The organism is Rhodospirillales bacterium, assembly GCA_016699855.1.
In the GTDB taxonomy this organism is placed as follows: Bacteria; Pseudomonadota; Alphaproteobacteria; order Reyranellales; family Reyranellaceae.
On the sequence record CP064988.1, the window covers coordinates 1,888,529 to 1,911,783 of the forward strand.

At 71.9% G+C, this 23,255-nt stretch carries 22 protein-coding genes and 1 pseudogene; 7 read left to right on the top strand and 16 right to left on the bottom strand.

The features are described from left to right. Positions 1-18 precede the first annotated feature (18 nt). From IPK81_08820 to IPK81_08830, 3 genes are all read right to left on the bottom strand, one after another. The gene (locus IPK81_08820; GenBank protein ID QQS14254.1) at positions 19-603 is read right to left on the bottom strand and encodes a VOC family protein; all 585 of its coding nucleotides are present in this window, start codon (positions 601-603) and stop codon (positions 19-21) included. A gap of 148 nt (positions 604-751) precedes the next feature. Next, positions 752-1,495 carry an enoyl-CoA hydratase/isomerase family protein gene (locus IPK81_08825; GenBank protein QQS14255.1) on the bottom strand — a complete coding sequence of 248 codons (744 nt, stop codon included), beginning with the start codon at positions 1,493-1,495 and terminating at the stop codon, positions 752-754. Between the two features lie 21 nt (positions 1,496-1,516). After that, entirely contained in the window at positions 1,517-2,479 is a 963-nt protein-coding gene (locus tag IPK81_08830) for a tripartite tricarboxylate transporter substrate binding protein (protein QQS14256.1), read from the bottom strand. Positions 2,480-2,634: 155 nt separating this feature from the next. Here IPK81_08830 and IPK81_08835 point away from each other — a divergent pair, with 155 nt between their 5' ends. From IPK81_08835 to IPK81_08845, 3 genes are read left to right on the top strand one after another with little or no spacing between them, the layout of a single operon-like run. After that, positions 2,635-3,321 carry an RraA family protein gene (locus tag IPK81_08835; GenBank protein ID QQS14257.1) on the top strand — a complete coding sequence of 229 codons (687 nt, stop codon included), beginning with the start codon at positions 2,635-2,637 and terminating at the stop codon, positions 3,319-3,321. 35 nt (positions 3,322-3,356) lie between these two features. Further along, positions 3,357-3,719 carry a hypothetical protein gene (locus tag IPK81_08840; GenBank protein ID QQS15265.1) on the top strand — a complete coding sequence of 121 codons (363 nt, stop codon included), beginning with the start codon at positions 3,357-3,359 and terminating at the stop codon, positions 3,717-3,719. 52 nt (positions 3,720-3,771) lie between these two features. After that, positions 3,772-5,034: an MgtC/SapB family protein gene (locus IPK81_08845; protein QQS14258.1), complete on the top strand. Its 1,263-nt coding sequence runs from the start codon at positions 3,772-3,774 to the stop codon at positions 5,032-5,034. Positions 5,035-5,051: 17 nt separating this feature from the next. Here IPK81_08845 and IPK81_08850 read toward each other — a convergent pair whose 3' ends face one another. The 7 genes and pseudogenes from IPK81_08850 to IPK81_08880 form a co-directional block, all read right to left on the bottom strand. Next, entirely contained in the window at positions 5,052-5,669 is a 618-nt protein-coding gene (locus IPK81_08850; protein ID QQS14259.1) for an NAD(P)H-dependent oxidoreductase, read from the bottom strand. Between the two features lie 288 nt (positions 5,670-5,957). Next, positions 5,958-7,133: an acyl-CoA dehydrogenase family protein gene (locus IPK81_08855; protein ID QQS15021.1), complete on the bottom strand. Its 1,176-nt coding sequence runs from the start codon at positions 7,131-7,133 to the stop codon at positions 5,958-5,960. A 54-nt stretch (positions 7,134-7,187) separates the two neighbouring features. Then, a complete protein-coding gene (locus tag IPK81_08860; GenBank protein ID QQS14260.1) occupies positions 7,188-8,615 on the bottom strand; it encodes a hypothetical protein in 1,428 nt (475 codons plus the stop codon). Between the two features lie 15 nt (positions 8,616-8,630). Further along, positions 8,631-9,798: pseudogene (locus IPK81_08865) on the bottom strand (acetyl-CoA acetyltransferase). A 76-nt stretch (positions 9,799-9,874) separates the two neighbouring features. Continuing rightward, positions 9,875-10,426 carry a histidine phosphatase family protein gene (locus IPK81_08870; protein ID QQS14261.1) on the bottom strand — a complete coding sequence of 184 codons (552 nt, stop codon included), beginning with the start codon at positions 10,424-10,426 and terminating at the stop codon, positions 9,875-9,877. A 101-nt stretch (positions 10,427-10,527) separates the two neighbouring features. Then, positions 10,528-11,247, bottom strand: a complete 720-nt coding sequence (locus IPK81_08875) for a DUF1028 domain-containing protein (protein ID QQS14262.1) — start codon at positions 11,245-11,247, stop codon at positions 10,528-10,530. A gap of 7 nt (positions 11,248-11,254) precedes the next feature. Then, positions 11,255-13,057 carry a gamma-glutamyltransferase family protein gene (locus tag IPK81_08880; GenBank protein QQS14263.1) on the bottom strand — a complete coding sequence of 601 codons (1,803 nt, stop codon included), beginning with the start codon at positions 13,055-13,057 and terminating at the stop codon, positions 11,255-11,257. A gap of 881 nt (positions 13,058-13,938) precedes the next feature. On the opposite strand from IPK81_08880, the gene IPK81_08885 reads away from it, so the two are divergent. Beyond that, the gene (locus IPK81_08885; protein QQS14264.1) at positions 13,939-14,817 is read left to right on the top strand and encodes a trypsin-like peptidase domain-containing protein; all 879 of its coding nucleotides are present in this window, start codon (positions 13,939-13,941) and stop codon (positions 14,815-14,817) included. A gap of 40 nt (positions 14,818-14,857) precedes the next feature. After that, positions 14,858-15,310 (top strand): hypothetical protein, encoded by a 453-nt coding sequence (locus IPK81_08890; protein QQS14265.1) that lies wholly within the window; start codon positions 14,858-14,860, stop codon positions 15,308-15,310. A gap of 365 nt (positions 15,311-15,675) precedes the next feature. On the opposite strand, the gene IPK81_08895 is transcribed toward IPK81_08890, so the two are convergent. The 5 genes from IPK81_08895 to IPK81_08915 all read right to left on the bottom strand — a co-directional run bounded on the left by IPK81_08895 (position 15,676) and on the right by IPK81_08915 (position 21,339). After that, positions 15,676-16,176, bottom strand: a complete 501-nt coding sequence (locus tag IPK81_08895) for a hypothetical protein (GenBank protein QQS14266.1) — start codon at positions 16,174-16,176, stop codon at positions 15,676-15,678. A 26-nt stretch (positions 16,177-16,202) separates the two neighbouring features. Further along, entirely contained in the window at positions 16,203-16,937 is a 735-nt protein-coding gene (locus tag IPK81_08900) for a glycine zipper 2TM domain-containing protein (protein QQS14267.1), read from the bottom strand. Between the two features lie 11 nt (positions 16,938-16,948). Further along, entirely contained in the window at positions 16,949-18,517 is a 1,569-nt protein-coding gene (locus IPK81_08905) for an SUMF1/EgtB/PvdO family nonheme iron enzyme (GenBank protein ID QQS14268.1), read from the bottom strand. A 545-nt stretch (positions 18,518-19,062) separates the two neighbouring features. Then, positions 19,063-20,070: a glycerophosphodiester phosphodiesterase gene (locus IPK81_08910; protein ID QQS14269.1), complete on the bottom strand. Its 1,008-nt coding sequence runs from the start codon at positions 20,068-20,070 to the stop codon at positions 19,063-19,065. A gap of 111 nt (positions 20,071-20,181) precedes the next feature. Further along, positions 20,182-21,339: a YbfB/YjiJ family MFS transporter gene (locus IPK81_08915; GenBank protein QQS14270.1), complete on the bottom strand. Its 1,158-nt coding sequence runs from the start codon at positions 21,337-21,339 to the stop codon at positions 20,182-20,184. A gap of 73 nt (positions 21,340-21,412) precedes the next feature. On the opposite strand from IPK81_08915, the gene IPK81_08920 reads away from it, so the two are divergent. Further along, on the top strand, positions 21,413-21,880 hold the full coding sequence (locus IPK81_08920) for a nuclear transport factor 2 family protein (protein QQS14271.1): 468 nt from the start codon (positions 21,413-21,415) through the stop codon (positions 21,878-21,880). 4 nt (positions 21,881-21,884) lie between these two features. Further along, positions 21,885-22,622 (top strand): type 1 glutamine amidotransferase, encoded by a 738-nt coding sequence (locus IPK81_08925; protein ID QQS14272.1) that lies wholly within the window; start codon positions 21,885-21,887, stop codon positions 22,620-22,622. Between the two features lie 79 nt (positions 22,623-22,701). On the opposite strand, the gene IPK81_08930 is transcribed toward IPK81_08925, so the two are convergent. Beyond that, positions 22,702-23,229: a hypothetical protein gene (locus IPK81_08930; protein QQS14273.1), complete on the bottom strand. Its 528-nt coding sequence runs from the start codon at positions 23,227-23,229 to the stop codon at positions 22,702-22,704. Between the last annotated feature and the right edge of the window lie 26 nt (positions 23,230-23,255).

Consider the following 23,255-nt stretch of genomic DNA (forward strand, 5'->3'; position numbering starts at 1 on the left):
GCGCCCGGATCGCCCTCGTCAGGTCTTGCCGAACACCGGCACCTTGTCGCCCTCGTCCTCTAGGGCGGCGGCGCCCTCGGTCGGCAGCGTGCGCGCGTAGTTCAGCGCGCCGTCGATGTCGCCCGCCCAGACCTCCTTGGGCAGCTCGTACAGCAGCTCGACGCCGTAACCGTTGGGGTCGCGGATGTAGAGGCTGTGGGTCATGCCGTGGTCGACGCGGCGCTCGAACTTGACGCCGCGCGACTGCAGGAAGGCGAGCTGCCGCAGCCACGATTCGCGGTCCGGCAGCGTGATGGCGACGTGGTTCACCGCCGTCGGCATGCCGAACATGCTCCATTCCTTGGGCGGCTCCGGCAGCGACGCGTTCTCGACCAGCGCGATGTCGTGGTGGTGCGTGTGGCCATCCTGGTCGCCGCTGTAGAAGCGCATCTTCGGCGGCTCCGGCCGCTGCGGCGTCGGCTTGAGCTGGCCGACCTGCCGGAAGCCCAGCATCTCGGTCCAGAACCGGTGCGACTCCTCGATGTTCCGCACGTTGAGCACGAGGTGGTTGATACCGCGCGGCGTCACCGCCCGCTCCGGCGCGACCGGGTTGCTTCCGTCCATGGCACGCTCCCTTGGCTATGGGCGCCGGCGGCCCCGGCGCGCGCGTTCCTCCCGGCCACGTTAGCACAGGATCGCCCCCGGCGGGGACGCCGGGTGCGTCCTCCCGCCGCCGGCGCCGGTCCGCGGCGCCGCCGGGTGGCCGCCGGCGTCAGCGGCCCTTGAACTTGGGCGGCCGCTTCTCCTTGAAGGCGCGGGCCCCCTCGGCGGCGTCCTCGCCCTTGTTGACGCGCTCGAGGTCGACCATGGCGTGCGCCATGCGCTCGGACGGGCCCTGCGGCAGCACGGATTTCGTCACGAACCGCTTGATGGTCTTCAGCACCAGCGGCGCGAAGCCCGCCAGCTCGGTGCCCCAGGCGACCGCCTCCTCGACCTGTTTGCCGACCGGCACGACGCGGTTCACCAAGCCCACCTCGTAGGCGCGCCGCGCCTCCATCGGCCGGCACATCATCACGATCTCCATCGCGATCTTGTGCGGGATGCGGCCGGCGAGGCCGGAGATGATGCCGCCGCTGAAGCCGAGCTTGGCCTCGGGGTAGTAGAACTTCGTCGATTCGCTGGCGATGCAGAGATCGGCCATCGCCACCATCACCATGGCGCCGCCGACGCACCAGCCCGAGGTCGCCGCGATCACCGGCTTCTCGGTGGTGATGCCCAGCGTCGGAATGCAGCGCCACAGCTCCGGCAGGTCGGTGACGTCGGCGCCGGCCGAGAAGTTCTTGTCGCCCGCGCCGGTGATCACGGCGGCGTGCTGGGCGTCGTCGGCGTCGAACTCGCGGAACGCCGCCTGCATGTCGAGCGCCACGGCGCGGCTGATGGCGTTGCCCTTGTCGGGCCGGTTGATGGTGAAGACGGTGACCGGACCCTCGCGTTCGACCTTGACGACGTCTGACATGTGCCGCGGCTCCTTCTGGCGCTAGACCTTGATGTTGCCCCTCTTGATCACGTCGGCGAAGGCCGCGCTCTCGACCGCGATGCGCGCCTTCATCGCGTCGGGGTCGAGGAAGGTGGCGCGCTGCCCGGCCTGGTCGAGCTTGGCTATCGTGTCCGGATTGGCCAGCGACTCGCCGATCGCCTTGGCGAACTTGTCGACGATCGGGCGCGGCGTGCCGGCCGGCGCCATCAGCCCGTACCAGCTATCGGCGCCATTCTTGCCGTAGCCCTGCTCGCGCAGCGTCCTCATCTGCGGCATGCCGTGCCAGCGCGTGTCGCTGAGCGAGGCCAGCCCCTTGAGCTTGCCCGCCTTGATGTGCGGCAGCGTGAGCTGGTCGAACTGCAGCTGCACCTGCCCCGCCAGCAGGTCCTGCAGCGCCTGGGCGCTGCCCTTGTACGGGACGTGCGTGATGTTGATGCCGGCCTCGAGCTTCAGCATCTCGCCGTAGAGGTGCGTGATCGTCGCCATCCCCGACGAGCCCCAGTTGACCTTGCCGGGATTGGCCTTGGCGTAGGCCACCAGGCCGGCGACGTCATCGAACGGCATCGAGGGATGCGTCGCCAGCGCGCCCATCGACGTCGCCATGCGGGCGACGTGCGCGAAGTCCTTCTCGGGGTGGTAGGGCAGCGGCTGCAGATGCGGCGTGATCGCCACCATGGCGATGGTCATGCCGAGGAAAGTGTAGCCGTCGGGCGCCTGGTTCTTGACGAACTCCGCGCCGATCGCGCCGCTGGCGCCGCCCTTGTTGTCGAAGATGAAGGGCTGGCCCAGCGCCGTCGCGACCTTGTCGAGCGTGATGCGGGTCGCGAGGTCGGTCGGTCCGCCCGGCGGATAGGCGATGACGATCCGCACCGGCTTGTTGGGCCAGTCGCCCTGCGCGCCGACGATGGAGGGCGCGGCAAGACCCGCCGCAGCCAGTCCCGTGACCACCGCTCTCCTGCGCATCGCCATCCTCCCTGGAGTCCCGCCGGTTCGCCGGCTGTCGGATTGCCGGCGACTATACACCGCGGCGACGCGGCGGAAAGCGCCGCCGCCGCGATTTGCCGCCGCCGCCGGCGCGCGGCAGGATGCCGCCCGCCATCCCGCCAGGAGACCCGCCCGTGCTCGACGATCCGCCGCTGCTGACGATCCGCGAGAGTTTCACGCGGCCCGACCCCGCCAAGGTCGCGGCGCTGCGGGGCGCCCAGACGGGCCATCTGGTCGACTGCATGGAGGGCCGCGGCGCCCTCGACTACCGCGTGAAGCCTGTCGATCCCGCGAACGCCGCGTTCTGCGGCGTCGCTGTCACGGCCTTCGCCTACCCCGCCGACAATCTCGCGGTGTTCGGCGCGATGGAGCAGGCGCGCGACGGCGACGTGATCGTCTGCGCCAACGACGGCTTCACCCGCACGGCCGTGATCGGCGACCTGGTCTGCGGCATGATGCGTAACAAGGGCGTCGCCGCCTTCGTCACCGACGGCCTCGTGCGCGACGTGGCCGGCATCATTCCGACCGGCCTGCCGACCTTCGGCGCCGGCGTGTCGCCCAATTCGCCGGCCCGCAACGGGCCGGGCACCGTCAACCTGCCGGTGACCATCGGCGGCGTGCCGGTGTCGCCCGGCGACGTGGTGGTGGGCGACGCCGACGGCGTGGTGGTCGTGCCGCGCGGCATGCTCGACATCGTCGCCGAGCGCCTGGCGGCGGTGCGGACCGCCGAGGCCGCCGCCGAGGCCCGCGTCAAGGCCGGCGCCACCTCGACGCCGGCGGCCGAGCGGCTGCTGAAATCCGACCGCGTGAAGCGGATATGACCGTGGCGCGACGCCCCGTTGGAGGTTCTACGAACATGACCCGCGGCAAAACCGCCATCGGACTGGCGGTCGTCCTCCTTGCCCTCGCTCCGGCGGCCGCCACCGCGCAGGAGCGCCTCGTGGGTTGCTCCGTCGACTCCGACGGCAAACGGATGTTCGACGGCCGTTGCCGCTTCATCCCGGACCAGGGCGGATCCTTCGCGCTGGCGCACGCCGACCCGAACCGGCCGCTCTACGGCCGCATCCTGTCGATCAGCGTGTTCATCGTCTCGCCGGGCGTCGCCGAGGTGCGCGGCCTCACGGACGCCGGCAACAACTCGCGCTGGGGCGAAGCCCGACGCTCGCGGCAGGACGCCGCCTGCTGGGTCGGCTCGGATTTCACGGTGTGCGCGCGCTAGCCGCCGCCATCGACGCCGTCGCGGCGCGGGCGCCGGACGCGCGGAGCCGCGCGTGACGATCACCGCCGCGCAGGCCTTGGGATTCGCGGTCGCGCTCGGTGTCGGGCTGCTGGTCGGCGTCGAGCGCGAACGCCGCAAGGGCGTCGGCCCCGACCGCGCCGTCGCCGGCGTGAGGACCTTCACGATCGCCGCGCTGCTCGGCGCCGCCTGCGCGACCGTCGACGGCGACTGGCTGGTGGCGGCGGCGACGCTCGGCGTCGCGCTGCTCACGGCGGCCGCCTACCGGCGCGCCCGCGCCGGGGATCCCGGTCTCACCACGGAGATCGCGCTGATCCTGATGCCGCCGCTCGGCGCGCTGGCCATGCGCGCGCCGGCGCTGGCCGCCGGCCTCGGCGTCGCCGTCGCCATCCTGCTGGCGGCGCGCGACGTCATGCACGACTTCGTGCGCGGCGCGCTGAGCGAGCGCGAGATCGCCGACGGCCTGGCGCTCGGCGCCGCCGCGTTGATCGTGCTGCCGCTCATGCCCGACGCCGGCATCGGGCCGTGGGCGGCGTTCAATCCGCGGGTGGTCTGGACCATCGTCGTGCTCGTGATGGCGGTCGGCGCGGTCGGCCACGTCGCGCTGCGCGCGCTCGGGCCCCGGACGGGCCTGCCGCTGGCCGGCCTGGTCTCCGGATTCGTGTCCAGCACCGCGACGATCGGCGCGATGGGCGTCCGCGCCGCGCGCGAACCCGCCATCGCGCGGCCCGCCATCGCCGCCGCCGTGCTGTCGACGGTCGCGACCGTGGCGCAGCTGGCGCTGGTGCTGACGGCGCTCGACCGGGCGACGCTACGGACGCTGGCGCCGTCGCTGGTCGGCGCCGGCCTCGCCGCGCTGGCGTACGGCGCGGTCTTCACGCTGCGCGCGTTGGCGGCGCCGGCCGGCGGCGACACCGCGACCGGCCGCGCCTTCGAACCGCGCGCCGCGGTCGCGCTCGCCCTGGTCGTCGCGGCGGTGCTGTTCGGCGCGGCGGCCTTGAACGACCTCTACGGCGCGCGCGGCGCGCTCGTGGCGGCGGCCATAGCGGGCCTCGTCGACGCGCACGCCGCCGCCGCCTCCGTCGCGACGCTGGCCGCCGACGGCAAGCTGCCGGCGGACGCCGCGGCCCTCGCGATCCTCGCCGGTTTCACGGCCAACACCGCGGCGAAGCTGGTGGTGGCGTTCGCCGCCGGCGGCGCGCGCTTCGCCGGCGCCATCGCGCCGGGTCTGGCGCTGGTGGCCGCCGCCGCGTGGGCCGGGTTCTTCCTCGCGCCACGCCTCGCGCCCTGGCTTTGAGTCCGTCGCCTCGCGGGTCAGGCCAGCGCCGCCTCGATCTCGCGCAGCGCGCCGGCCCAAGCCTCGGCGGCGGCGTCCTCGCCGCGGGTGACGCCCTCCAGCCGGACGAAGCGCGTGTCGCGCAGGCCGATCGTCGCGAGGATCTCGCGCAGGTAGGACGTCAGGAAGTCGGGCTGCCGCGCGCGCTCGCCGGTGTAGTAGCCGCCCGACGCGACGACGACGTAGCTCGGCCGGTCGCGCAGCGTGCCGACCTTGCCGCCCGGCTCGATCGTGAAGCTGCGGCCGGCGCGCACGACCTGGTCGATCCACGCCTTCAGGCACGCCGGCACCGTGTAGTTGTGCATCGGCGTGGAGATCAGCAACGCGTCGGTCGCCTCGAGCTCGGCGATCAACGCCTCGGACTCCGCGAGCGCCGCGACGCCGCGCGCGCTCTCGGCGGTGCGGTGCGCCGGCATGGCCTTCGTGAACGCCTGGTCGACGAAGCCCGGCGGCGCGCGGCCGAGATCGCGACGGGTGACGGCCAGTCCGCCGCCGCCCGCGCGCAGCCGCGCCTCGAGCGCGTCGGCGGCGCGCCAGCTCCATGCCTCCGGTCCCTTGGGGCTGCAATCCAGACGCAAAAGCCGTGTGGCGCTCATCGATTCGTCCCCGAGCCGCGTCCGATGGGAACCGCGAACCGGAAGGCGCGCGGCGGCATACCGTAGCGGAAGTAGAAGCGCTGGCCGAGCAGGTTGTCGATCGCGGTGTCGAGCGCGCTCGGACCATCGGCTCGCGAAACCCGCGGCCGGCGCCGGATTCGACCTCCATGCCGCCTCCGTCATCCCGAGCGCAGCGAGAGATCTCTCCGCCGCCTCAGGATCGCTCGCGCCGCTCGGGATGACAGGAAGAGCCGATCGCCACAGAGTCCGCTCGCGATCGCGCCGCCGTCACGCCGGCTTGGTCGCCAGCCCGCGGGCCAGGCTCCAGCGGTGGACCTCGGACGGGCCGTCGTAGATCCGGAAGGCGCGGATCTCGCGGAAGATGCGCTCGACCGGCGTGTCGCCGGTGACGCCCAGCCCGCCCAGCACCTGCACGCAGCGGTCGGCGACGCGGTACAGGGCCTCCGACACCGCGACCTTGGCGACGCTCGATTCGACGCGCGCGCTGCGGCCCTGGTCCAGCACCCAGGCGCAATGCCACACCGCCAGCCGCGAGAGGTGCAGGTCGATCTCGTTGTCGGCGAGCTGGAAGCCGACGCCCTCGTGCTCGATCAGGGTCCTGCCGAACGCCTTGCGGCGGTTGGCGTAGTCCACGGCGATGTCGTGCGCCCGCCTGGCGGCGCCGAGCCAGCGCATGCAGTGCGTCAGCCGCGCCGGCGCCAGCCGCACCTGGGCGTAGCGGAAGCCGCGGCCGACCTCGCCCAGCACGTCGTCCTTGTGCACGCGCAGGTCCTCGAAGCGGATCACGGCGTGGCCGCCGGTCATCGACTCCTCGATCGTGTCGATGACGCGCTCCGTGACGACGCCCTTCGACGGCAGGTCGACGAGGAAGATGGTGGCGCCGAGGTCGACGCCGGCGTCCATCGTGCGCGCCATGATGATCATCATGCCGGCGCCGTCGGCGCCGGTGATCAGCCACTTCGTGCCGTTGATCACGTAGTGGTCGCCGTCGCGCACCGCCAGCGTGTTCATCGCGCCGGGATCGGAGCCGGCGCCGGGCGGCGGTTCGGTCATGGCGAAGCAGGAGCGGATGTCGCCGGCGGCCAGCGGCCTGAGCCAGCGCCGCTTGTGCGCCTCGCTCGCCACCGCCTCGAGCATGTGCATGTTGCCCTCGTCCGGCGCCATGCAGTGCAGCGCGATCGGGCCGAGCAGCGAGTAGCCGGCCTCCTCGAACACGATCGCGCGCTCGCGGTGGCTCAGCCCGAGTCCGCCGAACTCCGGCGCGCATTGCGGCGACAACAGCCCGGCGGCGCGCGCCTTGGCGTTCAGCTCCCGCCGCAGCGCGTCGCTCGGTCCGTGCGGCGACTGCCGCGGATCGCGCTCGCAGGGGATCACGACGTCGCGCACGAAGTCGCGCGTGCGCTTCTGGAGGTCGAGCTCGCGCTCGGTGGGGCTGAAATCGATCATGTCGCTCTCCGTCCGGTGCCGGCGCGATCTACGGGCGCCGAGGCGCGCGCGTCAACCGCGCGCGGCGGCGTCGTACCTGCCCCAGAGGCCGTGCTTGCGGTGGCTGGCGCCGCGCAGCCGCTCGACGAAGGCGGCGTGCGCCTCGCGTCCCTCGACCCCGCCCAGCGTCCCGTCGAGCGCCGCGAGATCGGCCAGCGCCGCGATCACCGCGTCGTAGTGCCGGATGACGCCGTCGCGCACGACGCGGGTCACCACCTTGCGCAGCAGCGCCTCGCACTCGGCCGGATGCGTGTCGCGCAGCGCGGCGGCGGCGGCCAGCAGCCGGTCGACGTCGTGGGCGTCGAGATCGGCGAGGCGCTCGCGCACCAGCCGCGCCGCGGCCTCGAGGTTCGGCCACGCCAGCAGGAAGTCCAGGGCCACGCCGGCGTGCCGCGACGCCACGACGTAGGCGATGGCGCGGCGTTCGACCGGATCGTCCTCGAAATCCGGCAGCCGCTTCAGGTACGCGCGCAGCGCGTCCGGCGACAAGGTGCGCTCGAACCACGCCCAGCGCGCCGCCTGCGCCTCGTCGCGCCGGCCCAGCGCGTCGAGGATCCGCAGACGGGCGTCGATGGCGCGCGGCGCGCGCGCGTTGTAGCGGGCGTCGTCGAGCCAGCCCAGCGCCTCCTCGGCGCGCCCGGTCGCCAGCAGCCGCTCGGCGATGGCGACGCTGTCGACGTGGTCGTGGTGGTCGCGCGTCGCAACGGCGATGTAGTCGTCGACGTCGCCCAGCGAATCGGCGATGCGCAGCAGCGGCTGGCGCAGGCGCATGGCGGCGACCTTGGCGTGGTAGGCCGGGCCGAACGCCATCCGCCACGGCGCCCGCAGATGCTCCTCGGGCAGCGCGTCGAGCCGCGCCCGCAGCGCCGCGCGCAGCGCCTCCAGCCCCTCGCGGCCCAGCAGCGGATCGAACGTCTCCAGCTCGACCTCGACGTTGACGTCGTCGGCCAGCAGCCGCTCCAGCATGAAGGCGACGGTCTCGGACGCGTCGCGGTCCGGCATCGCGCCCCACAGCCGCACCAGCGCGCGCGTCGAGTCGGTCAGCGCCTCGGTCACGCGGTGGTGGCCGCCGGCGCGCGCCGCGATGTCGCCCTCGGTCTCGGCGATCCGGCGCAGCAGCGCCACCGCCAGCCGGTGGTCCGTCGGCGCGATCGCGTTCTCGACGATCCCCGCCAGGGCCGCGACCTCGCGCGCGAGATCGCGGATGGCGGACGCCGACTCGACGGCCGGGCCGCGCGGCAGGGCGTTGACCCGCCGCTCGATCTCGATCGCCAGGTCCTCGCCGCCGGCGTCCTCCGCCAGCGCCAGCGCGACGCGTCCGCGCAGCGCCCGGTCGTGGCGCGCCTCCTCGGCCAGAAGCGCCGCCAGCCGCTCGACGCCCAGCCGCCGCAGGTTGGCGGCGGTGACGGTCGTCGACGCGCGCGCCGGCGGTCTGCCCACGACGCCGGCCGCCGCCTACTTCACGCGCTCGAGGATGCTGACGTAGTTCGCGACCGCGGCGCCGCCCATGTTGAACACTCCGCCCAGCGACGCCCTTGGGCAGCTGCATGGCGCCGGCCGTCTCCGACAGCTGCATCGCCGTCATCACGTGCATCGACACGCCGGTGGCGCCGACCGGATGGCCCTTGGCCTTGAGGCCGCCGGACACGTTGACCGGCAGCTTGCCGTCGCGCTCGACCCAGCCCTCGAGGATCGCGCGCTCGCCCTGCCCGCGCGGCGTCAGCCCCATCGCCTCGTACTCGATCAGCTCGGCGGCGGTGAAGCAATCGTGGGTCTCGACGAAGCTGAGGTCCAGCAGGTCGAGCTTGGCCGAGGCCAGCGCGCGCTGCCACGCGAGCGTCGGGCCATCGAACTGGATGATGTCGCGCCGGCTCATCGGCAGGAAGTCGTTGACGTGCTCGGCGGCGCGGAAGGCCATCGCCTGTTTCATGCCCAGCGCGGTGTCGCTGTCGGCCAGGATCACGGCGGCGGCGCCGTCGGTCACCGGCGAGCAGTCCGTGCGCTTGAGCGGACCGGCCACGAACGGGTTCTTGTCCGACGGGTTGCGGCAGAACTCGTAGGCGAACTCCTTCTGGAAATGCGCGTAGGGGTTCTTGGCGCCGTTCCTATGCGCCTTCACGGCGATGCGCGCCAGCGCGTCCGACTTGTCGCCATACCGCTGGAAATAGGCGGCCGTGATCTTGCCGAAGATGCCGGCGAAGCCCGCCTCGATCTCGGCCTCCTCGGCGACGTAGGACGCCTTGATCAGCACGTCGCCGGCCTGGGCGCTGTTGAGCTCGGTCATCTTCTCGACGCCGACCACCAGCACGAAGCGCGCCTTGCGCGCCGCCAGCGTGTTGATCCCCATGTGGATCGCGGCCGAGCCGGTGGCGCAGGCGTTCTCGACCCGGGTCGAGGGCTTGAAGCGCAGGTCGGGATGGGTCTGCAACGGCAGCGAGGAGTGGAACTCCTGCTTCACGAAGCCGCCGTTCATGTTGCCGACGTAGATCGCGTCGACGTCCTTCGGCTCGACGCCGGCGTGCGCCATCGCCTCGGCCGCGACCTTCACCACCATCGACTCGCTGGTCTCGCCGTCGAGCTTGCCGAATTTCGAGTGGGCCCAGCCCACGATGCACGCGGTCATGTCCGCCTCCGCCAGGGTTGCGATGGATCACCGAGCATAGACCCGCCGGCGCGGTGCGTCGATGACGCCACCGGATCTACGGCGCGAAGGCCAGCATCTGGCAGTTGGCGAAGCGCTGGCCGGTCAGGTGGTAGAAGAACGCGCTGTGCCCGACCACGGCGATGCGCCGCTCCGGCCGGCCGCGCAACCAGGCGCGGAACGCCGCCACGCGCGCCTCGACCGCCTCCAGCGGCTCGACCGGCTGGCCGCGCTCGTCGACATCGTGGGCGTGCCACCACGGGTCGTCGAGATGGTCGAAGGCGAGGTCGGGGAAATCCGTCGCCAGCGCCGCCGGCGAGCGGCCGATGTCGCAGCTGGCGGTGACCCGCTCGCGGTGCAGCGTCTCGATCAGCAACGGCCGGTCCGCCCCGAACAGGCCGCGGGCGGTCTGTATGGCGCGGGTGAAGGGCGAGGTCACCACCAGCTCGGCGTCGAGACGCGCGGCGGCGGCGCGGGCGGCGGCGACCTGGCTCTCGCCCTTGGGCGACAGCGGCGCGTCGATCAACCCCGGATCGATGCCGGTGCGAGCGTAGAGGTCGTTGAAGGTCGATTCGCCGTGCCGGATCAGCACGATGGAGGATGTCGCCATGATGGCGGGGAAATAGCCCCGACGCGGTCCGGATTCAACCGCCGTTCGCGGTCATCAGCCCTTCGCGTCCGGCACCCCGCATGTCCGGCGCGCCGGCGCCGTCACCGACTCTCCTCGGCGGCGATCGAGGCGGCGATGCCGGCGTCGATCGCGGCGCGGTCGGTGATGCCGGCGGGGCTGTCCCGTCCCGGCAGGAATTTGCGGAAATGCGTCCAGCGCTGGCGGCTGACCGCCTCCAGCCGCGCCAGCTCGGCCAGCGGATCGACGTGGTCGTCGACCCGCAGATCGAGGTCGGAATATTCCTCGACGCCGTGGATCAGCAGCGCCGCCGACTGCCGGCCGCGCTTGTCGCCGCCCGCCGCCTCGCCGGCCACGAGCGCGGTGACCAGCCGGCGCGCGAACGGCAGCGCGGCGAGGCCTTCGATGTAGGCGCGCGCCGTCTCCTCGACCACCGCCGGCCCGGCCAGCATGTTGCCGGCGATCGAGAAGCCGTCGCCGATCACATGCCCGCACCACGCCACGCATTCGGCCCCCGTGCGCGCCGCCGAGCGGCCGTCGCGGTCCATCACGTGGAGCTGGCGGTGCTCGCGGCCCGCGTCGGCGGCGGCCAGCAGCCGCACGACCTCGTCGGCCGCGATCCCGTCTTCGAGCAGGCGCAGCCCGCGCGGTCCGTAGAGCGGATTGACCAGCGCCTGTGTCGCCACGGCGCCGACGCCGCTCCTGATGAACGGCACGCGGCCGCCGACCGCGAAGAACCTCGTCGCGACGGCGATGCCGAGGCATCCCGTGGCGGGATCGCGCGCGATGATCGACCAGGTCATGCCGCGCTCAGCGTCCGGCCGCGTAGCCCTGCATGCCGCGCGGATTGGCGGCGGCCTTGCGCCACGGATCGTCGCGCGACGCCGCCGTCAGGCGGCCCTCCGACCAGTCGTCGTTCATCTCGACCTTGTGGCCGCGGCGCTTGAGCTCGGCCACCGTCGCCGGCGGCACGCGGCCCTCGAGCACAAGCACGCCGGGCCGCGCCGTGCGCGGCCAGAACGAGCTGGGGAAATGCTCGCTGTGCCAGGCCGGCGCGTCGATCGCCTCCTGGAGGTTCATGCCGGCGTGCACGTGGCGCAGGAAGAACTGCGCGATCCACTGGTCCTGCTGGTCGCCGCCGGGCGAGCCCCAGGCGAGATAGGGCTCGCCGTCGCGCAGCGCGAAGGTCGGCGTCAAGGTCGTGCGCGGCCGCTTGCCCGGCGCCAGCGTCCCCGGCAGCCCCTCCTCCAGCCAGAACATCTGCGCGCGCGTGCCCAGCGGGAAGCCCAGCTCGGGGATCACCGGCGAGCTCTGCAGCCAGCCGCCGCTGGGCGTCGAGGTGACCATGTTGCCGTCGCGGTCGACGATGTCGAAATGCACCGTATCGCCGCGCGCCTCGCCCAGCCGGCCGACCGTCGGCTCGCCGGCGCCGCTCGAACCGACAGCGGAGCGCTTGCCGTCGGCCTGGCGCAGCTTCACGACGCCGCCATAGCCGTCGATCCGGCCGGGCCGCAACTCCAGCGACGCGGTGTCGTCGATCAGCTTGCGGCGGTCGGCGTTGTAGGCGTCGGACAGCAGGGTCGCCATCGGCACGTCGACGAAGGCGGGATCGCCGTAGAAGGCCTCGCGGTCGGCGAAGGCCAGCTTGGCGCATTCGACCTGGAGATGGATGAAATCCGGCCCCTTCGGATCGAGCCCGTCGAGGTCGTAGCCGGCCAGCAGCGCCAGCTGCTGCAGCATCGCCGGACCCTGGCTCCAGGCGCCGGCCTTGCAGACGGTGTAGCGGCCGTACTGGTAGGTCAGCGGCGCCTCGACCGTGGCCTTCCACTTCGCCATGTCGTCGCCGTTGAGCACGCCGCGGTGGCGCCGGCCGCTGACGTCCATCACCTCCTGCGTGCGGCAGAACGCGTCGACGGCCTCGGCGACGAAGCCCTGCGACCATGTCGACCGCGCCTTCTCGATCTGCGCCACGCGGTCGCCGCCGGCCGTCTCGGCCTCGCGCACGATGCGCTCGTAGGTGTCGGCGAAGGCGGGGTTGCGGAACATCGAGCCGGGCTTCGGCACGTTCCCGCCGGGCAGGAACACCGCCGCCGAGGTCGGCCAGTGCTCGGTGAACTGCTTGCGCACGGTGTTGATGGTGGCGCAGGCGCGCTCGACGATCGGATTGCCGTGGCGCGCGTAGCCGATCGCCGCCTCCAGCACGTCCCTCGGCCGCATCGTGCCGTAGTCGCGCAGCAGCAGCATGTAGGCGTCGAACGTACCGGGCACGCACGGCGCCAGCAGACCGGTGCCGGGGATCAGGTCCAGCCCCAGCGAACGGAAGTGCGCGATCGTCGCGCCGGCCGGCGCCGGGCCCTGGCCGCAGATCACCTCCGGCCGGCCGCGGCGGACGTCGTGGACGATGATCGGCACGTCGCCGCCGGGGCCGCACAGATGCGGCTCGACCACCTGCAAGGTGAAGGCGGTCGCGGCGGCGGCGTCGAAGGCGTTGCCGCCGCGCTCGAGCACGCCCATGCCGACCGCCGTGGCGATCCAGTGGGTCGAGGCGACGACGCCGAACGTGCCGACGATCTCCGGCCGCGTCGTGAACGGATCGGGGTTGATGACGGCCATGCGGCCCTCCTGCGCTGGACCGCCGACCGTACCAGACGTCGGCCGCACCGCCATTCGGAAAGCGGGCGGGGTGATGCAGCAGGTTACGCATTAGACGCCGCGTTCTCCTCCCTTCTCCCCCGTCTTCGGGGGAGAAGGTGGCGCGGAGCGCCGGATGAGGGGCGCGGCCGCGCGGACGGTCGCGAGCGCGCGCCTCCTTGCCCGCTAACGTCGGAGACGAAGACCCCTCATCCCCGCCACGGCTGCCGCAGCGTACCTTCGGGCACCGTCTCCCCCGAAGACGGGGAGAAGGGAAGATGAGATCGCGGACCGCAGGGGGGGGGGAGGGAGCATGAAGGCACCGCGCCGACTTCGAAATTGAGACCTCATCCCCGGCGTCGCGGCGCTCGCGTCGGGCGCGCATCTCGGCCATAATTCGGCCCCGGCGGATGCGCTAGGATCGCGTCCGCGCGACGTTGATCGCGACGGAACAGGGACGCCATGGCCGACGGAACCACTGCGAACGGCGAGAAGAAGGGCCCCGGCGGCGCCGCGATCGCCGGCTTCGTGCTCGGCGGCATAGCCCTGCTCCTGATCGGTCTCGCGCTCGGCTGGTACCTGTTCTACCGCGTCATCTACAACCAGCCGGTCCAGCCGGCGCCGCCGCCGGCCCCGCCGGCGGCCGCCCCGTCCGGACCCCGCCGCCGTCGCGGCGCTGGAGACGGCGCTCGACCGGCAGCGCAAATCCAACAAGGATCTCGAGGACCAGATCGCCAAGCTGCGCGGCGCGTTGCAGGGCGACGTGTGCACGATCGTCGATCCGCGCGGCCTGGGCATCCCCGGCGCGCCGGCCGGTGGTCCCGGCTCGACGACCATGGTCCCGGGCGGGACATCGGTTCCCGGTGGACCGGCCGGCAAGGGCGCGACATCGACGCCGGGCGGCACGGGCGGCCCCGGCGCCACCGGCGGTCCGGGCACGACCCGGGCGGCACCCCGGCACGCCACCGGGCACGCCGCCCGGTGGAACGCCGGGCAAGGGCGCCGAGACCAAGACGCCGCCGGGCACGCCTCCCGGCACCACGCCACCGGGCGCGACCGGACCGACCGGCTCGGCCGCCGACCTCGTGCCGGTGCTCGAGGCCGCGACCGCGATCATCCTGTCGCCCGGCGGCCACGGCTCCGGCTTCTTCATCGGCCGCAACATGGTGGTGACCAACCGCCACGTCGTGAAGGAGCCGTATCCGGGCAACAAGGTCTATCTCGCCAGCCGCAAGTTCGGCACGGTGCTCGAGGGCACGGTGATCGCGGCGGCGGGCACCGGCCAGGCCGGCGGCTCGGATTTCGCCGTGATCCGCGTCGACGACCAGGTGCCGGCCCACATCAAGCCGTTGCCGCTGGCGGCCGAGCCGGCCTCGCTCAAGCAGGTCGTCGCCGCCGGCTATCCCGGCGCCGTCGTGCGCAACGACCGCAACTTCATCGACCTGATCAAGGGCGACCCGAGCAAGGCGCCCGAGCTCGTGCTGACGCGCGGCGAGATCAGCGCGGTGCAGAACCGCGAGCGCGGCATCCCGTCGGTGGCGCACACCGCGGCGATCTCCTCGGGCAATTCCGGCGGTCCGCTGGTCGATTCCTGCGGCCGCGTGGTCGGCATCAACACCTTCGGCACCAAGGCCGAGGCCGGCCCCGGCGGCGGCTTCGCGCTGGGCTCGACCGGCATCGCCAACTTCCTGAAGTCCAGCGACGTGCCGTTCGACTGGCAGGAAGTCGCCTGCGCCAAGTGACCGGCGCCTAGCACCCGACGGCCGGCGCGGACACGGCGCGATGGAAGTCCTGTTCTCCATCGTGTTCGAGGTCGTCGGCGAGCTGCTGCTCCAGCTCGTCGCCCTCGTCTTCGGCGAGGCCATGGGCAAGGCGTTCGGCGCCGCCTTCAAACCGCGTTCCAGCGCCGCCTCGATCGTGCTGCACGGGATCTTCGGAATCGCCGCCGGCGCGCTGTCGCTGTGGCTCTGGCCGGCGCGCGGCCTCGGCTCGGCCGCCGGCCCGTGGGTGGCGCTGCTGATCTGCCCGGCGGTCGCCGGCGCCGCGCTGGCGGCCTACGCCGCCTTCGCCACGCGGGTCGATCCACCGGCCGCCGGCGGAGGCTCGGCGCCCGCCGCCAATGACGACGACACTTCGCCGGCCGGCGAGCGCCGCGCCCGGATCGTCACGGGATTCTTCTCCGGCTACCTGCTGGCGCTGGGCGTCGGCGCCGTGCGCCACGCCTTCGCGATCTGACGCTTCCAGAGTGGCGAGCCACCCTGCCCTCTCCGCCGCGCAGCGGGGGAGGGCGCCGTGCGCCACGCCTTCGCGACCTGACGCTTCCAGAGTGGCGAGCCACCCTGCCCTCTCCGCCGCGTAGCGGGGGAGAGGGAGGGGGACCCGCCGCGTCAGCGGCGGGGAGGGTGAGGTGGTGGACCGATCGGCACGAACGTCGATGGCGATCGAGGAGGGTTCCCGTCGACCTCATCCACGGTCGACATCGAAGCGCGAGCACTTCACTTCTCGACCGCGGCCCATACGACGACCACCTCACCCTCCCATGCGTCGCATGGGCCCCGCGCTCTCCTCCGCTGCGCGGCGGAGAGGGAATGGCGGCGGCACTACCGCGTGCCGGTCGCCTGGTCGATGGCCTGCTGCAGCAGGGTCTTCTGCCGCGTCAGATCGTCGAGCTGGCGGCGCTTCTCGGCGTCGGCCAGGGTCGGGTTCTGCTGCACCATGTCGCCGCGGCGCTGGAGATCGTCGACCTGGCCGCGCAGGCGCGCCAGCTCGGCGGCGTTGCCGGTGCGCGACGCCTCGGCCGAGGCCAGCCGCGAGCGCATACGGTTGATGTCGGCGGACAGCGCCGCGCTCTGGCGCTGCAAGGCCGCCTTCTCGCCCGCGACCTGCTGGCGCTCGGCCTGCGCGGCGCTGGCCTGCTGCTGGAGCTGCTGGTTGCGCTGCTGCTCGGCGGTCAGCGTCTCGCGCCGCTCCTGCGTCTGGCGTTCGTAGGTGCCGCTCGACAGCCCGCCGACGCCGCCGAAGAAGCCGCCCTTGCTGGGATCGCTGGAATTGCAGGCCGCGAGCGTGAACAGCGCCGCGCCGGCGAGGATGGTCTTGCGCATGGTCGAGCCTCCGAGATCGGCCACCGTCAGCCCGTGCGGCTGATCGCGATGGCGCCGTTGAGGTCGTTGAGCTGGCCCTGCAGCGTCGAGATCTGGCGGCTCAGCCGCGCGATCTCGGCGTCCATCTGCGCGGTGCTCGCGCCGGGGGCCTCGGACTTGGTGGCGTTGCGGGCCTGGATGTAGTCGTTCTGGCGCTCCTGCAGCCGCGCGATGGTCTGCTGGATCGAGGCCGCGTCCTGCTCGGCGACCGCGACCTTGCTGTTGAGCTCGGCCTGCGAGGCGCGGCGCGCGTTGACGTCGGCGCGCAGCCGCGCGAGATCGGCCTTGTCCTGGGCCACGACGGCGCGCGTGGTCGCGATCATCTGCTCCAGCTTGGCGTTGTCGGAGCGCACGTCCGACGTCATCGAGTCCAGGCGCTGGTTCTCGTTGACGTAGGCCTCCTTCTTCTTGGCGACGTAGGTGCCGGCGGCGGCGCCCACCAGGCCGCCGGCGGCGGCGCCGATCAGCGCGCCGCGGGCGCGGTTCTTGCCGCCCACCAGCGCGCCGATCAGCGCGCCGGCGACCGCGCCGGCCACCGCGCCCTCGGCGATGGTGCGGTTGAAATCCTCGGCCTGGGCGCGCAGCTGGCGCTGCTCCGGCGTCAGGCTGGTGTCGCTCGACGAGCCGGCGCCGCCGCCGGTGACGCAGCCGCCGAGCATGGCGGCGCAGGCCGCCGCGGCGACGGCCGACCGCATGGCGCGGGGACGGAAGAAGGCGAACATCTGGAGTCTCCTCAGGGTAGCGCGAGAATGTCCTTGAACCACGTCTCCGGCTGCACGCCGGAGGCCTTCCGGTACGCCGCGACATGCTGCGCGACGATTCCGGCGAAGCGGTCGAGATGGCCCGTCCCGCTCTTCTCGAACTCGATCTTCAGGGTGCCCAACTGCTGACGCACTGTCGAGTCGTCGAAATCCTGTGCGATCTGCACGATCGTGTCGGCGTAGTAGCGCAGATTGCCCTTCAGCGTCTCGTCGAGGTCCTTCAAGCGCGCGTCGAGCGCGGCGACATCCATGCCGGCCTGCTTCTGCGTGTCGCGGCTGCGCCGCACCTGGTCGACGAAGCGGCGGTCCAGCCGCAGCTTGTCGCCGAGGAACGCCGCCAGCCGGATCAGGCTCTTGGCGGCGCGGCCGCGCATCGTCACCTCGTCGTCGAGCCGCTGCGCGTAGTCGCGCCGCACCGCCGCCAGCCGGGCGCGGATCTCGGGGTCGGTGGTGGCGCGCAGGATGGTCTGCAGCTCGGCCAGCGGATCGCCCTGCGCCTTGTCGCCGCTGCGCAGCATCTCCGGCTTCTCGAGCGCGTCCCACGCCTTCTTGGTGACGGCGAAGCGCGCCGCCGAGGGGATCACCGGCGCCACCAGCGCGAGGCGGAAGCCGACGGTCGGCACGCGGCGGGCGCCCTTGTCGTCGAACGGCACCAGCTCGTTGCGGTAGGCCGAGCGCACGTCGTCCTCCGAGGTCTGGTAGTTGCCGCCCTTCACGGTGTAGCCGCCGGCCTGGCCGTGCAGGCGCGCCAGCTTGTTGAGGCGGAACGGGTCCAGCACGATCTCGTCGACGTTGCCCAGCATGTCGTGCAGGCCCAGCGGATTGGGCTTCAGCGCGCCGACCAGCTGCAGCTCGCCGTTGGACGATTTCTGGCTGCGGAACCAGACGTATTTCTCCATGCCGTCGGGCATCGGGAAGGCGCGGTCCTCGAACTGCGAGGCCGACACCGCGATGCCGCCGCGCGCGGCGAATTCCCACTCCGCCTCGGTCGGCAGACGCAGGAAGCCCGGTGCGCCGTCCTCGCTCGGCAGTTTGGCGCGGGCGTTGGCCAGCAGCCATTCGGTGTAGGTCTGCGCCGCTTTCGCGGCGTCGAACCACGTGGCGCCGGTGACGGGGCGCAGGCCGGCGCGGGTCGGCCCCTCGCACTTGCCGTCGAGCGCCTTCATCTGCAGCTCGGTGGTCTCGTACTTGGCGATCCAGTAGATCTTGCGCGTCGCGTCCTTGGGGTCGGCGAAGGCGCCGTCGATGTAGTCGTAGCGGCTGCCCTCGGCGAAGGCGAAGCGCTCGTCGGTGCCGCCGACCACGATCTTGCGGTCGGCCAGCGCCGATTCGTGCGGCACCTCCACGCGACGGAACACCATCGCCCCGCCGCACGGCATCGGCAGGACCAGATCGCCCTCGGCCGGCTGCGGGTTGTGGAAGCGCTCCGCCCACGGCGCCGGCGCCGCGGCGGGCGGCGTCTGCTGCGCGCCCGCCGGCGCGGCAGCGGACATGCCGACGGCGACCGCGGCGATCGCAGCCGCGCGGCGCAGCGCGCTCACGCATCTCGCAGCAAATCGCTCCTCATACCCCGCCCCCCCTTGTTGGTTGGCGGATTCACGCGCGAGGAGTGGTGACGCTTTCGCCCTCTCCGCCGCGCAGCGGGGGAGAGGGAGGGGATCCGCCGCGCAGCGGTGGGGGGGGTGAGCTGGTGTCCGCATCGGCGGGACCGCCGATGACGTATCGAAACGAGCGATACAGGACGCTTCCATTGACCTGGTGAAATCTGATCCCTGCGCGGGGTGCGTTGTCATCACGACCGCGTCCGGTACGGCGGCCACCTCACCCTTCCCTTGCTTCGCATGGGCCCCTTCCCTCTCCCCCGCTACGCGGCGGAGAGGGAGAAGACCGCGCAACAGGGCAGGTAGGAACGCGCTCCCCCGTTTTGGAGGCAGGTTGGGGCGCAGGATCGTCGGAAGGTCGGACATCGGCACGTGTCGGTCGCTCGCGGGACGTGGAAGGTCGCCGTTCGGCGCCACCGTGGCGCGCGATTGTGGAGAAAAGCGGGACGTGATCGTGTCGGACCCGCGCGCGGAGTCTACGCGGCTCACGGCAGCTTCATCCCCCGCGCCGCCATCGCGGCGCGCAGACGGTCGGGATAGTCGGTGATCACCCCGTCGACGCCCATCGCGATCAGCCGGTCCATCTCGGCGCGGTCGTTGACGGTCCAGGGAATCACTTTCAATCCCAACGCTTGGGCCTCCTTGACCAGTTCGGGCGTCAGATTGCGCCAGAACACCGACCACACCGAGCAACCCGCCGCCTTGACCAGCCGCGGCAGCGACCCGCCGTGGTCGGCGAGCTTCAGACCGGCGTGCCACGGCGAGGCGCCGCCGCCGGCGCGCCTGACGGTATCCATATTGGTCGATTCGATCGTCAGACAACTGGTCTCGATGTCCGGCGCCTGCTTCTTGGTCTCCAGCAGGGTGCGCCAGTCGAACGACTGCACGACGGCGCGGCCGGCGATGCCCTCGCGGCGGAAGGCCGCGATCGTCATCCGCGCGAAGGTCGCGGGATCCGGCGCCACGCCGGCGGGCATGTCCGGCGTCAGCTTGGTCTCGATGTTGAACCGCATCGCGGGCTTGCCGGCCGATCTCGTCAGCGCCACCAGCTCCGACAAGGCCGGGATGCGCTCGCCGTCGACCGCCTTCTGCTCCGGCCATTGGCGGGCGTAGCGGCCCTCGGGATTGAGGCGGCCGACGTCGTAGGATTTCACCTGCGCGAGCGTCAGGCCGCGGATCGCCGGGCCGGTCGACGTCAGCCATTTGCCGCCGGAATCGCGGGTCAGATCGGGGTTGAGCGCGGGATCGTGCGACAGCACCAGCACGTCGTCGGCCGTCACCGCCAGATCGGTCTCCAGCGTGGTGACGCCGATCTCCAGCGCGAGCCGGAAGGCGGCCAGCGTGTTCTCCGGCGCCAGCCCGCGCGCGCCGCGGTGGCCCTGGAGGTCGAAGCCCTGCGCGCCCGCGACCGCCGGCGACAGCGCCGCCAGCAGCGCCGCGAAAGCCGCCGTGGATCGCGTCCACGTGCGCCGCGTCGAGATCGGCCGTTTCATCGCCACCGCCCCCACTGACCATTCCAACTGTCATCCCGAGCGTAGCGAGGGATCCAGGCGCCGAACCTGGATCCCTCGCTACGCTCGGGATGACAGAATATCCGAACGCGGCTACGCGCGGTAAGTCGCGAGCACGAGCGCGGCGCCGAGGCACAGGCCGGCGGCCGCCAGCATCGAGGGCACGAGGAAGCTGCCGGTCATGTCGTGGCCGTAGCCCGCGACGATGGGGCCGACGATCTGGCCGACGCCGAACGCCGCCGTCATCGCCGCCAGCCGCCGCCGCGCGTCGCCGGCGGCGAGCGTGCGCGCCGCCATCAGGCCGAGCGCCGTCAACCCGACGAAGGTGCCGCCCAGCAGCACCGCCGACACGCCCAGCCCGACCACGCCGCCCCAGGCGACGCTGGCGGCCACCCCTATCGCCTCGACCACGCTGGCCAGCGCGAAGGCGCGCGTCAGCCCGATCCGCCGTCCGACCAACGTCCACACCGCGACGGACGGCATCGCCGCGAGCCCGACCACCAGCCAGATCGCGGTCTCGGCGCCGGCGATGGCGCCCGGTCCACGCACGATGGCGACGATGAACGTGGCCGTGATGACGTAGCCGAAGCCGAACAAGCCGTAGGCCACGGCCAACGCCCACAGGCCGGGTCCCGTCGACGCCCGCGTGGCGACCGCGGAGGGCGCGGCGGACGCGCGCGCCTCCGGAATCAGCGCCGCCGTGACCGCGAGCGCCAGCAGCGACACCGCGCCGCCGCCGAACCACATCGCGCGCCAGTCGGCGCCGACGCCGTCCAGCGCCGCCGTGAGGACCGCCGATAGCGCGATCCCCGCGCCGACGCCGGCGAAATGCGCCGCCGACAGCCCGCCGCGGCCCGCCGCCGCCAGCCGGTCGAGCACCAGCGACGAGGCGAACACCAGCGTGACGGCGCTGGCGACGCCGCCGATGAAGCGCAGCGCCAGGAACGCCGGCGTCGACGCGGCCAGCCCCATCGCGCCGGTGCTCAACGCGCTGGCCGCCAGCGCCACCAGCAGCCAACGCCGCGCGCCACCGGGCACGGCCGATATCGCCGCCGCCGCCAACGCGCCGGCGAGGTAGCCGGCGAAATTGGCCGACGCGATCAGCCCGGCCTCGCCCTTGGTCAGCCCGAGCGCCTCGACCATCGACGGCAGCAGCGGCGTGTAGAGGAAGCGTCCGATGCCCATCGCGGCCGCCATCGCCGTGGCGCCGCCGAGCGCCAGCGCCAGCGGCCGGACGGGTGTTTCGATCATGGCGCGAGACTAGCACGGGGACCGGCGCTAGACTTTTCGCCGCACGCTTTCGAACCGGACCGGGAGACCGACGATGGACGCCAACGCGATGCTGCGCGAATTCTGCGACGCCGTCGAAAAGAAGGACGGGGCGCGCTTCGCCCGTCTGTTCACCGACGACGGCGTCTACCACGACGTGTTCTACGGCGCGTTCCAAGGCCACGCCCGCATCGCCTCGATGATCGAGGACTGGTTCTACAAGACCGCCACTGACTTCCGCTGGGACATGCACGACCCCGTGTTCGACGGCAGGACGCTCTACGCCCGCTACACCTTCAGCTACCGGTCGCTGCTGCCGGAGGCCAAGGGCGCGCGCGCCATGTTCGAGGGCGTCTCGATCATGCGCATCCGCGACGGCCGCATCGCGGAGTACCGCGAGGTCGCCAACGCCGCCACCGGCTTCGTCGACATGAACTTCGCGCCGGAGCGCATCGCCAAGATCCTCAAGCGCGAGGGCGACGAGCTCAAGGGCCGGCCCGAGATGAAGCGGCATCTCGCCTGAAGCCATGCGCCTGGGCATCCTCGAACCGGGCGTCACGCCCGACGACCTGATCGACACGCACGGCACCATGCCGGCGATGGCCGAACGCCTGCTGGCGCCGCTCGATCCGTCGCTGCGCTTCGCCACGTGGCGCGTGGTCGACGACGTGTTCCCGGCCTCGGTGCGCGACGCCGACGCCTGGCTGGTGATGGGCTCCAAGCACGGCGTCTACGAGGACCTGCCGTGGATGCGCCGCCTGAAGGGCTTCCTGCGCGACGCCGTCGCCGCCGAGGTGCCGGTGGTCGGCATCTGCTTCGGCCACCAGATCCTCGCCGAGGCGATGGGCGGGCGGGTCGAGAAATCGGCGCGCGGCTGGGGCGTCGGCATCCACCGCTACGCCCTGCCGGACGCCGCCGGCGGCGGCGAGCTGGCGGTCCACGCGATGCACCAGGACCAGGTGGTCGAACCGCCGCCCGGCGCGGCGCTGATCGCGACCTCGGATTTCTGCCCGTACGCCGGCTTCGACTACGCCGGCCGCGCCATCTCGTTCCAGCCGCATCCCGAGTTCGACGAGGCCTTCGCGCGCGCCCTGGTCGAGACGCGCCGGGGCGACGCGATCCCGCTCGACGTCGCCGACGCCGCGCTGGCGACCTTCGGCCGCGGCACCGACGCGGTCCGCCTCGCGCGCTGGATCCTCGACTTCCTCAGGACGCGCCCGTTAGTAGAGCGAAGTCAGCTGCCCAACGTCGGCGGGACATCGTAAGTTCGAAAGTCAGAGTGGAGCGCGCCATGCCTCCCCTTACCATCGACAGCGCGCCTTTGGCCCTACATCATGTCTGACTCTAGTGTTCCACCAAACGCGCGCGATAGTTTGGGTCGAGGTACTCGTTAATATCTTTACGAAGTTGTGGGAGGTATTTTGGAATTTCGTAGTCGAGGCGATGGCGTACTTCCTCCCTCCCGACGTCTCCCTTGGTCGAAATATCCTCGTGCGATTTGTTCCAGAACTGGAGGAGTTCGCCTTGGTAGCGCGCAAATTTGGAGGCCATTGACTCGTCAAGATAGACTGATTGCCGGAGGATGATGTCATGAAATTTGTGCATTGGATCCATATTGACACCAGTATTCTTTACGTAGAGTGCCTTCCTCATGAAATCCAAATAGTCCGCAAACGCATTGTAGATTTCTATAAGCGACTCGAGCCGCTTTTCGTGAAGCTTCGTAAACTTCACAATATCTTGCTGAAGATCTTTCTTAAACGTTTCGATGCTTTTGGTGATTCTTCTCGACAGAAAAAGAACAATTACTGAAGCGATCACTCCTGGGATCGCTGTTCCAAGAAGGCTCGACCAGAACGTCGCCCAATTCATGCAGGCCTCCCGAGTTTAACGAGTGC

Excerpts from the sequence above, each read along its gene's own strand:
- IPK81_08895 (QQS14266.1), bottom strand. The coding sequence starts at position 16,176 with ATGCGCAAGACCATCCTCGCCGGCGCGGCGCTGTTCACGCTCGCGGCC.
- IPK81_08875 (QQS14262.1), bottom strand. The coding sequence starts at position 11,247 with ATGACCTGGTCGATCATCGCGCGCGATCCCGCCACGGGATGCCTCGGC.
- IPK81_08825 (QQS14255.1), bottom strand. The coding sequence starts at position 1,495 with ATGTCAGACGTCGTCAAGGTCGAACGCGAGGGTCCGGTCACCGTCTTC.
- IPK81_08870 (QQS14261.1), bottom strand. The coding sequence starts at position 10,426 with ATGGCGACATCCTCCATCGTGCTGATCCGGCACGGCGAATCGACCTTC.
- IPK81_08830 (QQS14256.1), bottom strand. The coding sequence starts at position 2,479 with ATGCGCAGGAGAGCGGTGGTCACGGGACTGGCTGCGGCGGGTCTTGCC.
- IPK81_08880 (QQS14263.1), bottom strand. The coding sequence starts at position 13,057 with ATGGCCGTCATCAACCCCGATCCGTTCACGACGCGGCCGGAGATCGTC.
- IPK81_08915 (QQS14270.1), bottom strand. The coding sequence starts at position 21,339 with ATGATCGAAACACCCGTCCGGCCGCTGGCGCTGGCGCTCGGCGGCGCC.
- IPK81_08850 (QQS14259.1), bottom strand. The coding sequence starts at position 5,669 with ATGAGCGCCACACGGCTTTTGCGTCTGGATTGCAGCCCCAAGGGACCG.
- IPK81_08820 (QQS14254.1), bottom strand. The coding sequence starts at position 603 with ATGGACGGAAGCAACCCGGTCGCGCCGGAGCGGGCGGTGACGCCGCGC.
- IPK81_08840 (QQS15265.1), top strand. The coding sequence starts at position 3,357 with ATGACCCGCGGCAAAACCGCCATCGGACTGGCGGTCGTCCTCCTTGCC.
- IPK81_08910 (QQS14269.1), bottom strand. The coding sequence starts at position 20,070 with ATGAAACGGCCGATCTCGACGCGGCGCACGTGGACGCGATCCACGGCG.
- IPK81_08930 (QQS14273.1), bottom strand. The coding sequence starts at position 23,229 with ATGAATTGGGCGACGTTCTGGTCGAGCCTTCTTGGAACAGCGATCCCA.
- IPK81_08920 (QQS14271.1), top strand. The coding sequence starts at position 21,413 with ATGGACGCCAACGCGATGCTGCGCGAATTCTGCGACGCCGTCGAAAAG.
- IPK81_08900 (QQS14267.1), bottom strand. The coding sequence starts at position 16,937 with ATGTTCGCCTTCTTCCGTCCCCGCGCCATGCGGTCGGCCGTCGCCGCG.
- IPK81_08890 (QQS14265.1), top strand. The coding sequence starts at position 14,858 with ATGGAAGTCCTGTTCTCCATCGTGTTCGAGGTCGTCGGCGAGCTGCTG.
- IPK81_08925 (QQS14272.1), top strand. The coding sequence starts at position 21,885 with ATGCGCCTGGGCATCCTCGAACCGGGCGTCACGCCCGACGACCTGATC.